Source organism: Novacetimonas hansenii JCM 7643, assembly GCF_000964405.1.
Taxonomy (GTDB): domain Bacteria; phylum Pseudomonadota; class Alphaproteobacteria; order Acetobacterales; family Acetobacteraceae; genus Novacetimonas; species Novacetimonas hansenii.
This window is the reverse complement of record NZ_BANE01000073.1, coordinates 1-12009: the sequence shown is the minus strand read 5'-3', so window position 1 is coordinate 12009 and position 12009 is coordinate 1. Positions and strand designations below refer to the sequence as shown.

Genomic DNA, 12009 nt, shown 5'->3' with positions numbered 1-12009 from the left:
GCGTCTTCTGAAGCTTTTTGGAAAAAGCTTCACCAAAAACCCTTATAATTTCAGGGTGTTATCGAGCCTGACTTTTTAAACAGTCTCTAAGGAACCGTTTGAAAACAACCTGTTGATAAAAGATATTTGGGTGGCACTCTTTTAAAAACGCGATATTTCGCCTTTCCGAACGGTCTTTCAGACGTTTTGGTGAACGATTGTGGTTTCCTGTCCGATCAGGCGTGTCACCAGTTCGAGGTCGGCAGGCTTGTCCACATCCACGGCGGCGCGACCGTCATTAATGGGGATCAGGCCAACGCGTGCGCCGGTCAGATGGCCGATGCGATCGCATACAGCCGCGCGCGTCAGGCGGCGCAGGACAAAACGCAGGAGTATCCCCAGACCCAGAAGGCGCGCCATGCGCAGGGGATGTTTGCGGTCGTTTTCCAGCCGCTGCCACAGTTTCAGCACCGACATCGCGGCAGGCGTACGCAGGAAAAACAGGTTACAACCCGAAAAAGCACCATCGGCCAGACGGATCATCGTGCGTTTGGTGTCCGGCACGTCGCGCGCGATGTCCGTATCCAGTGCGATGCCAGCGGACATGTCACAATTCGCGCGGGTCGAATCGGCAATGAATGCCGTGATCCATTCGGGACGTAGCAGGGCATGGTCCGCCGTCGTGACCAGAAGAGGCGCGCCGAGTATGCCCAACGCGTTCATGACGCTTGCACTTGGGCCTGCGGCCTCGGGGATGAATGTCACGGATGGGGGGACGGCGTCGCGTATGGCGTCTGGACTGTCGATGCACACCACAACCCGACCCAGTCCTGGTACCTGCATCAGAGCGTCACATACCCGCGTGATCATCGGGCGACCACAGACCGGCAGGATGGCCTTGTGCGAAATGCCCGCAGCCTGCGCCATGGGATCGCGTATGCCGCGCCTGCTCCCCGCGAGGATGAGGACATTCAACCCGGCACTGGTGGCGCTCATGCGGCGTTCCGGTTCGGATTCGCACCATCGGGGCGGTCGCGTGGCGGTGAACCGGTCAGGTCCATGACCCATGGGTAGCGTTGCGCCTCGGCCTGATCATATCCCAGGTTGAAGACGCTGGGACTACGTCGGCAGCTTTTCGCATCAACGTAATAGCTGCGGAAAAGCCGGTCGGCGATGAAGCTGGTAATGCCGTAATTGCCGTTTTCGTTGTGGAAGTGATGCAGCACATGGCGCTGCTTCATACGCTGTATCCACGACATTCTCGGCTTGTAATTAAGATGCTGGATACAGTGGAAGAATTCATAGATGCACGTGATCGTAAGCCCCGCGCCGAATGCGGCGGCAGCACCTGCGATCTGCCCGATGGCAAAGCCGATGGGAATGGTGACGATCGCGATGGTGGGAATGGTATTGAGGGGCGAACCGAACAGGACATCAAGCAGGTGCGGGTCCTGATGGTGGTCAAAATGGATGCGTTTCCACAGGGCGGATGTCCATTTCAGGCGATACAGAAACCGTCCGTGCAGGATGAAGCGGTGGATGGCATACCAGACCAGCGGATAGACAAGGACAACCGACGAAACGCTGATGACGACCGGCAGCCATGACACGAATGTATGGACCATGATGCCAAAGCTGCACAGCGCCAGTGCGAAATAAAGCAGAATGGTCGGATAGGTGAGGTAGGCAATCCACAGTTGGCGAAGATTCATCTTCCCAAGGTCGAAGCTGCGCCCCGTCCTGAGCGATGTATTCTTCAGGGTGCTGGTAATCATCTCTCTTCTATCCTCAATAGCACTGTCACAACGCCGAGAATGAAAATTACGATCCCGACAAAAACCGCCACCACAGAGGGAAGCGTACCGGCATTGCCCAGTGCCCGCAATAACCCCTGGAATACGACAAATACCAGTCCCGCCCCAAGGCACCATACAGGAAGCCAACTACGTGCTCCGGCCCGGGGGGGGATATAAACCACAGGAATAGCCAATAACAGCATAACCGTAAATGTCAGGGGTAACATGATACGACCCAGTATTTCGGTCATGAAGAATGCCGGGGACTGGCTTGACGGAAAAGCATTATGCAGGACACGCACCATTGTCATGATTGACAGCGGCGTATTCTCCGACATCTGCAGCAGCACGTCAGGTGTCAGCGCGCGTGGCCAGTCAAGTGTGAGGCGCGTATCGTCCTGCAACGCGACATCTTCCACCCGTGTGGGGCTGAGGACCGTCAGCGCATGATCGGGCACGCCGCTCCACCGGTTGATGAAATAACGGACTGTCGGCAGGTGGATGACCTTCTGCAGGGCGCCTTCATCATCACGGCGATAGACGGTGACGTCATGCAGTTCCCGCCCGCCATGGGCAACGCCGCCGATATTGACCAGTGTCATGCCCGTGCGGAACCAGACGTCGCGCGTCACCCCGTTGGGGGCGGGGGCAGTGCTGTTCCACCACCGCGCCTGTGCGATCTCGCTCCGCGGGGCGACCTGATCGTCCACCACCACGCATAAGACCCCAAGGCCAAGCACGGCGGGCAGGAACAGGCGGAACAGCCCCGCAGTCGAAAGGCCGGCCGCCCGCATGATGGAAATCTCGTTCGAACTCGTCAACTGCACCAGCGTGATCAGTGCCCCGATCAGCACCGCAAGCGGCATGGCGTTGCCAAACAGCAGCGGCAGGCGGATCACGGCGTAATACAGCACCCCTGACAGGCCGAGATGCCGACTCATGATTTCCGTGACCTCCTCCAGCAACGCCAGGACTTCCATCAATGCGATGATGACTGCGGCGGTGATGAAGATCTTGGAGAGGAGTTCGCGCGTCAGGTATCCCACCAGGACGCCGCCACCAGGCAGCAGGGCGCGCATGACCCGACGCATCATGAATGTGAATCCTGAATACGCCCGGGCAGGCCATCAGGCGACAATGTGCGGCGGGCCGCGGGGTGTTCGGGCATCATCAGGATGCGAATGCCGCCACATCGCCATATCAGCGCCCAGACGCAGCCGATGCCAAAAACCAGTGTCGGCAGCCAGATCACCAGTAATGGCGACATATGCACGTTCGCAACAAGGCTGAGGCCCATTTGCAGGGTATGGTCGAACCCGACCAGCGCGATGGCCGCGATGGGCAGGCCAAGGCTGCGTTTCTGTCGTTTCGCCATAACCGCCAGTGCGCAGGCAAGCAGCGGGATGAACGGGATCGCCAGCGTCCGCGCAAGGCGGAAATGCAGTTCAGCGACAAGATAGGAATGCTTGATGCCCGGCATGCCATGACGGATGCCACGATACAGTTCAGGCAGCGTCAGTTCACGTTCCGTCTGCCCACGCGTGCGATATGCCTTCAGCTTGTCCAGTTGCGCATGCGGGGAAAACAGTTCCGTCGTATGGTCGAAATGGATGACGCTCGGGCTTTTGTCATGCCGGTCGGTAATGATGGTCCCGTCGATCAGGTCAAGGCGGATCTTGTCTTCATCATTGGGGATGTAAAGATATCCCTTACGTGCGGTGATATAACGCGTCAGGTCATGGTTGCTGTTGTCACGGATGAAGACCTTGAACATCCGTGATCCCGCATCATCGACCTTTTCCGCCGTCAGCATCAGGTCGTGTGACGGGGCGGCGAACATGTGCGATTGCAGGTGGGGGGCCCAGCCACTATGGCTGGCGAAATATAGGGCCGAGCGGTAATTGTAACGGGCATAAGGCTGTATGAACCCATAGAGCGAAAAGCTGAGCACACCGAGGATGGCCCCCACGACGATGAAAGGCCGCGCAATGCGGAACATCGACACGCCACTGGCCATCAGGGCGTCGATTTCGTGGTTCTGGCTCATCCGGCGGATAACGGAAAACACGCTGACGCACATGGCCGCTGGCAGCGCAAGGCCGAGATAATGGGGCACAAGGTCCGTCAGCAGTGATACGAACGTCTTCATCGAACTGCCGTTGGACGCCAGCAGGTTGAACAGCGCCAGAAGCCGTTCCAGCAGCAACGCCGCCATCACCACGCCCAGCGAGATGGAAAATGGCGGGGTGACCTGCTGCAGCAGGTAATGATCCAGCGTTCCGGGCATCAGTCCCCGGAAACCACGGCGCATGGACGGAGGAAGGTTCATCAGGGCGTGCTTATACCCGAAAGGGCCGGTGATGAAGCAGCGAAGGTGAAAATAATCGGTGGCGTGGTGGTGGCCTTTCCATCGGGCAGCATGATCCTGCGTGTGATTTCCATACGATAGCCCGTCATAAAGGAGGAGACATGCACCAGATTCCATGATGCCGCGCGTGCAGGGTCTGACGTATCGGTGGATGCGGACGCCACGCCCATGACAGGCACCGGGCCATTGCGGCCCGGGAGTGTGGCAAGCGTGGAGACATGGGTATGGCCATGCAGGACCAGTTCCGCACCATGTTGTGCGATACATGCGCCAAACCTGCCGGCATCCCGCAGGGACTTGCGCCGCGATGTCAGGTGCGCCAGCGGCGGATGGTGGATCATGATCACGCGGCATAGCCCCTGTTGGCCGGTTTCCTCCAGCACGGCGGCAAGCCGTGCGGCCTGATGCGCGCCAATGTCGCCCGATGCGTTGAAGCACGGGGTGGGATGGGCGGAATTGAGGCCGATCAGGGCGACAGGCCCGACCCGACGGACGAACGGAAAGGGAAGGGGGCCCATCCAGGGGCTCCACCGGCCGATGGTGGCGTGCCAGTCACTGCTGACCAGTGCATCATGATTGCCAGGCACCACCGTGACCGGCATCGGCAGGCGTGACAGCCACCGTTCCGCCTGCGCGCATTCGTCAGGCAGGCCCAGATTGGTCAGGTCCCCGGTCAGGGCCAGCATATCGACGTTATGGGCCGCAATATCTTCCATGACACGTTGCAGGGCGGCCGTGCGGTGGATACGCCGCCTGCGTTGCCATGACAGGTAACTCAGCACCCGCTTGTTCAGGAGATCCCCCGCACGGATGCGCAATGTGTCGATTGCCAGATGCGGATCGGAGGCATGTGCAATTAGAATATCGGTCAAAAGGCACTTTCCCCTGGATGCGTCTGGATGCGCCAGAATGGCGGCTTTGCAGGCTTTGCGATGACCGGGACACGCCATCCCGACGCGATATATGTCGAGAATGGCGGGTTTTCCTGCCTTGCAATAAAAGGCAGATGGTTGCTTATGACCCGTACGTCAAATTTCTATACGATTGGGATCACCCGTGACACCACGCTTCGTCATTATCCATAATCCGCGCAGTCGGCGGAATCGAAGCGGGAATGAACATTACAGCATGATGGCCCGGCAGTCGCTGGGTGACAATTTCCTTACACCGCGGGCGCCTGACGAACTGGTGAATACCGTGGCCGACCTTGCCCGGCGCAATGTGCAATGCATCGTCGTGGATGGGGGGGACGGCACCCTGAGTCATGTACTCAGCGCGGTCCATCATTACTATCGTCCGGACAACCTTCCCGCAATCGCGATCCTGCCTTCGGGCAATACGAACCTGATCGCGGGCGACGTGGGATTCGGCCTGCGTGGGATGGAGGCGCTATCACGGCTCAACCACCTTGCGGCAGGGGGGGATATGCGGCGCAATATCCGTCGTCGCCGTGGTCTTGTCGTCAGTTGGAGCGATCCGCAACGCCTGCCTGTCGTGGGTATGTTTCACGGGGGGGGCGCATTCCGGCGTGGTATCGAACTGGCGCACCAGCCTGCGATCCTTGATCGGTATTCGCATGAAATGGCGGTGATTGTGACGCTTTGTTCCTCCATCGCGCACCTGCTCTCGCGCCGTTCCCGGCAGGAATGGCTGCATGGAGATCAGGTCGCCGTCACGGTGGAGGATATCCCAAGGCGTAATGGCGCGTGCTTTTTGTTCCTGGCGACGACATTGCAGAAATTGCCGCACGGTGTGTGGCCGTTCTGGCAGGGGCAGGGGCAGGGGCAGGGGCATGATTCGCATGGTGACGGTATCTGGTACCTTGATGTGGCAGGGGGCCCACCGCGCCTGACGGGGGCTGTGATGTCGCTGCTGCGTGGGCGCGTGCCGACGTGGCTGCGGCGTAATGCTGCGTATGACAGTGGTTGCGCACGGCGGATACGGCTGGAGATGAAGGAGGATTTCGTGCTTGATGGTGAAGTCATGGATTCCGGCCCCGATGGCGTGACCTATCTGTCGGCCACGCCTCCCATCGACTTTATCCAGGCATGAGGGAAAAATGATCCCACAACAGACATCCAGCCCCCCTGATGCTGGTGCTGCTGGCGAAATCGCGCATCTGCTGGTGTCCGAACTGATCCAGCCGGTCGCGCCTGATATTACATCCTTTGTTACCGCCATGATTGGCCCGTCGCGGCCGCTGGGGGTGCTGTTTTATGGTTCCGCCCTGCGACAGCCGGATATGGATGGGATACTGGATTTCTATATCATCGTCGAACATCTGTCCGATTGGCCCGCCGGGGGCTGGGCGCGTACGGCCAACCGGCTTTTACCACCCAATGTGGAATATCATGAACGGCTGGTGGATGGACGGATGGTGCGTGCGAAGGTCGCGATCCTGACGCTGGCGCAATTTCGGCAGATGACCGGGCGGGGAACGCTGGATACCACCATATGGGCGCGTTTCTGTCAGCCGGTGCGTCTGGTCTGGGTGCGCGATGCGGTGGCCGCCGATACCATCCTGGCCTGCCTGATTCGCGCCGTGGCGATGGCCGCGCGCTGGGCCATGGCGCTTGGTCCCCGGCGGGGGCAGCCCGAAGAGTTCTGGAACGCGCTGTTTTCAAATACCTATGGCGCGGAATTGCGTGTCGAAAATAACCGTAAACGCCCACGTGCCATCGTGCAGGGGCATGAGGTACGTTACCGCGCGCTGCTTGCCGCTGCGTGGCGTGCTGATGGGCTGTCTTTTATGGTGCAGGGCGATGTGCTTGTACCACAGGTGGATGAGGCCTGGCGCAGGGGAATGCTGGATGGCTGGTGGTTGCGCCAGAAAATGGGGCAGCCGCTGAATATCGCCCGCCTTGCAAAAGGAACGTTCACATTTTCCGGTGGCGCGCGTTACATCGCGTGGAAAATCAAGCGGCATTCCGGCATAGACCTGCCGCTGTCACCCTTTGCCGAACGTCACCCCCTGATCTGCCTGCCGCATCTGTTATGGTCGTTGCGACAGGCAGGGTTCTTCAGGCGGAAACAGGCGCGCGATTGATGCCCAGTTCCCCGGCCACGGCGGCGAAAACACTGACGGCCTGATCGACCTGTGCAGGCGTATGCGTCGCCATGACGGAGGTGCGCAGCAACGGATGCTGGTCCGGCGTCGCGGGGGGCAGGCTGAGGTTGACGTAAACCCCAAGGTCCAGCAGCCGGTTCCAGAACGTGACGGCCTGTTCCACATCATCAAGGATGACGGACACAACCGGGCTGGCCTGCGGCCCAGTCCGCAGGCCAGCGGCGTTCAGCCCAGCATGCAGGCGACGGGCATTGTCCATCAGTTGATGGCGCAGTTCCGGCCGGTTTTCCAGTTCATCAAGTGCCGCCATGGTTGCGGCGATAACTTCCGGCGGCAGGGAGGCGGTGAACATGTAAGGCCGCGAACACAGCCGGATCAGGTCCAGCCCGTCATGGTTGGAGACGCAGTAACCGCCGACGGTCCCAAGGCTCTTGGAAAAGGTGCCGACAACGAAATCAATGTCGTCTTCCACGCCGTCGGCTTCGGCCACGCCACGCCCATGTTCGCCCATGACGCCCACGGAATGTGCTTCGTCGGCCAGCAGCCATGCCCTGGTTTCACGCTTGACCTGTGCGAATTCCGCCATTGGCACGACATCGCCCATCATGGAATAGATCCCCTCCACCACGATAAGCTTGGCGCCGGGAGTACCATCAAGGCGACGCAGCCGCTTGCGCAGGTCATCGGCGTCGTTGTGGCGGAAACGGATGACCTGCGCATGGCCAAGGCGGCTGCCGTCATAGATGCTGGCATGGCTGTCAGCATCAAGCAGCAGGTAATCATCCTTGCCCGCCAGTGCGGAGATCGTGCCAAGGTTGGCCTGGTACCCTGTTGAGAACACCATGCAGTGGCGACGGCGGAAAAATGCCGCAAGCCGGGCTTCAAGCTGGCGATGCAGTCCCTGCGTGCCGTTCGCGATGCGCGATCCGGTCGTACCGACACCATATTTACGTGCGGCTTCGACGGCGGCTTCGATCGCGGCGGGTGACTGGCTGAGGCCAAGATAGTTGTTGGTGCCGAACAGCAGGGTTTCACGTCCCTCGATCAGCCCCACGGTGGAGGAAATCGGGCGTTCGATCACCACGTCAAACGGGTTGCGCCCACCCCCGGCTGTCACGGCGGAAAGCGAACGCGACAGCCCCTCATATTTCGAAAAAATGGACATGCGAATCAGGACGCCTGTTTGAGGGAAACGATACAGGCGGCCAGATCATCAATCGTGCGGATATCCGCCAGCCGGTCGAGGGGGACGGAGACGTCGAGCTTGTCCTCGATTTCCATGACGAAATTCATGACGGCCAGTGAATCGAAAGCCAGATCCTCGACGATCTTGCTGCCGCCATTGATATCACGGGGAACCTTGGGGTTCGCCAGCAGTGTCTGCACAATGATGGCCGAGACGTCCGCTACCGTTTCACTCATTATTACATCCTTATGGCATGACCCTGCCGGATATCACCGAAAAGGGGGTCAGCGTGTCGTTGCCAGAGTCCGGGGTTTTCCGGAACAGGGGGCCGCGCCAGATGGTGTCCCCCCATGAAGGAACCCCTTATGATTGAAAAGCGGTATTTTGACCAGTGCCGCTTTAACCTGTCAGCCACACATCCGTTCCCGCCACATGACGGGAACGGATATGGGCTCAGGCCACGGAAATGGTGGTGTCGATCGGTTTGAACGCCCCTGACAGCAGCATTGCCTTTGCCCGTGCGCGTGTCAGCTTGCCCGAAGACGTCTGCGGCAGGGTGTGGGGCGGCACAAGGATGACCGAAACATCGACGCCGTGCTGGCGCCGGAACAGGCTGGCGGTCTCATTGCGCAGGGTTTCGCGCGCTTCGGGGGTCGTGGCGCGGCACTGGACCAGGGCAACGATCTTTTCCCCTTCGCTTTCATCCACGGAAAAGACCGCGACGTCACGACTGCGCAGGGAGGCGATTTCCGTTTCGGCTGACCATTCCAGGTCCTGCGGCCAGATATTGCGGCCATTGATGATGATCAGGTCCTTGGCGCGGCCGGTGATGACCACTTGTCCGTCCAGCATATAGCCAAGGTCGCCTGTATTAAGCCACCCGTCGGCATCAACGACCTTGGCCGTTTCCTGCGGTTGACGGAAATAGCCCTGCATCAGGCTGGGGCCACGCACAAAGATTGTCCCAAGCTGCCGGTCCTTGACGACCTTGCCGTCGCTGTCGCGGATCTCAAGCTCGTGACCGGGCAGGACCTCCCCACAGATGACGAAGGTGCGCAACATCTGTGACGGGTCATTGGAAGGGGAGGCAATATCCTGCGTTTCCAGGATGCGCAGGTCGATCGTATCGGTCTGGATACCCGAACCAAGCGGGACGAAACTGATGGCAAGGGTTGTTTCCGCCATGCCATAGCTTGCGGTAAAGGCGCGACTGTCAAAGCCGGAGGCGGCGAAACGTTCTGCGAAATCCTCCAGGATGTGATAGCGGATCATGTCACCGCCAATGCCCGCCACCCGCCAGCACGACAGGTCGAGTGAGATGGAGGTCGCCCGCCGCGCGCACAGTTCGTAACCAAAGGACGGGCTGTAGGAAATCGTGCCGCGATTACGGCTGATCAGGTCCAGCCAGACATGGGGGCGACGTGCGAATTCACGTGTCGGCAGCAGGTCAACGCTCAACTGGCACGTCATGGGGGTCAGAAAGAACCCGACCAGCCCCATGTCATGATAGAGGGGCAGCCATGAAACACAGCGGTCCCCGGTTTCACGCACTTTCAGGCCATTCAGCGCGATGGCATGCGCATTTGCCATGCCAGAACGCTGCGTGACCGCGATCCCCATGGGAAAGCGTGTGCTGCCCGATGAAAACTGCAGGTAGGAAATATCGTCAGCCCTGACTTCTGGCAGGTCGGTCACGGTGATCGGCGTGGCCAGCAGATCCTCGGGGACACCGGCGAAACGCAGGTCTAACCCTTCGACCAGCTCGTCCTTCCACGATGCGATGATGGAGGCGATGACCAGAGCGGATGCATCCGCGCTTGCCACCATACCACGCAGGGTTGCGACATACCCTTCGCGCCCGCCAAATGCCACGGGCAACGGCAGCGGGGCCGGGATCAGGCCGGCATACTGGCAACCAAAGAAGATGCGTGCGAAATCCCCATCGCTTTCCGCAACGATTGCAACCCGGTCCCCCGGCCGCAGTCCCAGCGACAAAAGGCGCTGTGCGACCTGGCGGGACTGCTCGCGCAAGGTGCGGTAAGGAAGTGCCTCTAGCAGTTCACCCCGGCCCGAGTAGATATTGAAACCGCTTTCGCCTTCCGCGGCGTAATCAAGCGCCTGCAGGAAGGTATCGAAATCGCCGTAGCGTCGCAGCTGGCCAGAATCTGTAGGGGTCGGGAGACGTGTCATTTCCGGTAATGTGACTTCCACGGGCAGAACTTGGAATGAAGAAAACGCGGTCATCAATCATTTGCCCTTAGAAAGTCAATGATTGAATTCGCAGCAGTCGCGGCGCTCGGTCCCGGTACGGCATGGCCGAACGTGTCATGTATATATGATTTCTGCCGGTCTAGGAATTGGGTCTGCATTGTAAACGCCCTGTCGATTTCATGGTCCAGGTCCGTGACTGAATGGATCACGTTCCCCAGCGACCAGCTCGTATAGTTCGGGTTGTCACGCCACTGGGTCGCATGGGCATCAACGAACAGGCATGGGCGTGGCGTGGTCAGGAACTCTGCAACCTGACTGCTGACGTCACCCATATATAGGTCAGACCCCATGGTATAGGTCATGTCGATGCTTTTCTCGCTACCAGGATCAAACAACATATGCCCGCAGTTTCGGTAGGGATGGAACAGCCGTTGTGCCTGGGTACGGTGGCTGTCGAACAACCTGTAGTGCGGAGCGAAAACCAGATTGTATTTCTGCTGTCGCGCAAAATAATCGAGTATCTGAATGCCGAATTTCGGGAATGATGACAAGTGGCGACTGAAATGCGGGTTATACAGGATGGTCGGGCGGTCATTCTGGAACAGTCGAGCACGATGAATATTCATGCGCTGCACCAGGTCGAATTTTGCATAAATTCCATTTCTGTAATGGCCAGGACGCAGGCTTCCCTGTGCCATAAGGCGTTGCTCCACCTTGTCGCCCGCCATCAGGATATAGTCGAAGTGTCGGACATCCTTGGCAAAACCAACGGCCCGGTCCCCCGCGCCATGGCGCGTCCAGACAAGTTTCGGCTCTCGCACGCCCATACGGCGCAGATAAAGGCTGGTGCGTTCAGGCACAACAATGGCCTGAAACCTTCGGAAATATTCTTTGTTTAAAAACAGCGCCAGTATCTTGTCTGTTGGCTGGGGGCCGCGTCTGTCGATCATGCGCCCAATAAAAGGGGGGAGCTTCAGAAGGTCATATTGTACCCGCGCCTCTGGATAAAAGCTTGCAAGATACTGCAGGTGTGCTTCGCGCGTTTTGGTCAGGCTTGCCAGATGGACTTCGATATCAGGGTGCCGGGCTGCCATTTCCATCGCAATGGGAAGGGAGTGGAACTCCTGATGCGGATGTCCGATATATGGGAAAATAACGCGCTGCACGTTTCAATCCAGACCGTTTCTGTCACTGTGATGTGGGGTGATACAGGATGCGAAGTGCCCTACGTATGAAGACAGGACTTCGCAAAGACAAGTTCCGGGGGGGGGCTTATTCCCATCGTGATCCTTTCAGGTAAGTCAGGCCGTGTGGTCGTCATCACCTAAAAACTGCCAACCAGCATAAGGCGGCCTGACGATCACCTGACGATTGACGGGCATGCGGTTGATGGTGAGTGAGG

11 protein-coding genes are annotated in these 12009 nt (G+C 59.1%); 2 read left to right on the top strand and 9 right to left on the bottom strand.

The annotated features are described in order from the left end of the window. Positions 1-177: 177 nt before the first annotated feature. The 5 genes from B7G66_RS06050 to B7G66_RS06030 are packed head-to-tail and all read right to left on the bottom strand — an operon-like array spanning position 178 to position 5015. Entirely contained in the window at positions 178-975 is a 798-nt protein-coding gene (locus B7G66_RS06050; RefSeq protein ID WP_003618488.1) for a nucleotidyltransferase family protein, read from the bottom strand. Further along, positions 972-1754, bottom strand: coding sequence for a sterol desaturase family protein (locus B7G66_RS06045; RefSeq protein ID WP_003618490.1), 783 nt, complete (start codon positions 1752-1754; stop codon positions 972-974). Before B7G66_RS06045 ends, B7G66_RS06050 begins: the two co-directional genes overlap by 4 nt. Beyond that, positions 1751-2869, bottom strand: coding sequence for an LptF/LptG family permease (locus B7G66_RS06040; RefSeq protein WP_003618491.1), 1119 nt, complete (start codon positions 2867-2869; stop codon positions 1751-1753). Before B7G66_RS06040 ends, B7G66_RS06045 begins: the two co-directional genes overlap by 4 nt. Beyond that, positions 2866-4104 carry an LptF/LptG family permease gene (locus B7G66_RS06035; RefSeq protein ID WP_048858922.1) on the bottom strand — a complete coding sequence of 413 codons (1239 nt, stop codon included), beginning with the start codon at positions 4102-4104 and terminating at the stop codon, positions 2866-2868. The genes B7G66_RS06040 and B7G66_RS06035 overlap by 4 nt, the downstream gene beginning before the upstream one ends. Then, entirely contained in the window at positions 4104-5015 is a 912-nt protein-coding gene (locus tag B7G66_RS06030) for a metallophosphoesterase family protein (RefSeq protein ID WP_003618496.1), read from the bottom strand. Before B7G66_RS06030 ends, B7G66_RS06035 begins: the two co-directional genes overlap by 1 nt. Positions 5016-5199: 184 nt before the next feature. Between B7G66_RS06030 and B7G66_RS06025 the strand changes: the two genes are divergently transcribed. Both B7G66_RS06025 and B7G66_RS06020 read left to right on the top strand, forming a co-directional pair. Continuing rightward, entirely contained in the window at positions 5200-6195 is a 996-nt protein-coding gene (locus tag B7G66_RS06025) for a diacylglycerol/lipid kinase family protein (protein ID WP_040510525.1), read from the top strand. A 7-nt stretch (positions 6196-6202) separates the two neighbouring features. Then, entirely contained in the window at positions 6203-7189 is a 987-nt protein-coding gene (locus tag B7G66_RS06020; protein WP_003618501.1) for a hypothetical protein, read from the top strand. On the opposite strand, the gene spt is transcribed toward B7G66_RS06020, so the two are convergent. From spt to B7G66_RS06000, 4 genes are all read right to left on the bottom strand, one after another. Next, on the bottom strand, positions 7164-8375 hold the full coding sequence (spt, locus tag B7G66_RS06015; protein ID WP_003618503.1) for a serine palmitoyltransferase: 1212 nt from the start codon (positions 8373-8375) through the stop codon (positions 7164-7166). The genes B7G66_RS06020 and spt overlap by 26 nt on opposite strands. A 5-nt stretch (positions 8376-8380) precedes the next feature. Next, positions 8381-8632, bottom strand: a complete 252-nt coding sequence (locus B7G66_RS06010; RefSeq protein WP_003618505.1) for an acyl carrier protein — start codon at positions 8630-8632, stop codon at positions 8381-8383. 217 nt (positions 8633-8849) lie between these two features. Further along, positions 8850-10586, bottom strand: a complete 1737-nt coding sequence (locus tag B7G66_RS06005) for a fatty acyl-AMP ligase (protein ID WP_174805750.1) — start codon at positions 10584-10586, stop codon at positions 8850-8852. Between the two features lie 53 nt (positions 10587-10639). Further along, positions 10640-11773, bottom strand: coding sequence for a hypothetical protein (locus B7G66_RS06000; RefSeq protein WP_003618510.1), 1134 nt, complete (start codon positions 11771-11773; stop codon positions 10640-10642). Positions 11774-12009: the final 236 nt, after the last annotated feature.

Coding starts and splice junctions, on each gene's coding strand:
- B7G66_RS06035 (WP_048858922.1), bottom strand. CDS start 4,104: ATGAACCTTCCTCCGTCCATGCGCCGTGGTTTCCGGGGACTGATGCCC.
- spt (WP_003618503.1), bottom strand. CDS start 8,375: ATGTCCATTTTTTCGAAATATGAGGGGCTGTCGCGTTCGCTTTCCGCC.
- B7G66_RS06050 (WP_003618488.1), bottom strand. CDS start 975: ATGAGCGCCACCAGTGCCGGGTTGAATGTCCTCATCCTCGCGGGGAGC.
- B7G66_RS06045 (WP_003618490.1), bottom strand. CDS start 1,754: ATGATTACCAGCACCCTGAAGAATACATCGCTCAGGACGGGGCGCAGC.
- B7G66_RS06020 (WP_003618501.1), top strand. CDS start 6,203: ATGATCCCACAACAGACATCCAGCCCCCCTGATGCTGGTGCTGCTGGC.
- B7G66_RS06040 (WP_003618491.1), bottom strand. CDS start 2,869: ATGATGCGTCGGGTCATGCGCGCCCTGCTGCCTGGTGGCGGCGTCCTG.
- B7G66_RS06005 (WP_174805750.1), bottom strand. CDS start 10,586: ATGACACGTCTCCCGACCCCTACAGATTCTGGCCAGCTGCGACGCTAC.
- B7G66_RS06010 (WP_003618505.1), bottom strand. CDS start 8,632: ATGAGTGAAACGGTAGCGGACGTCTCGGCCATCATTGTGCAGACACTG.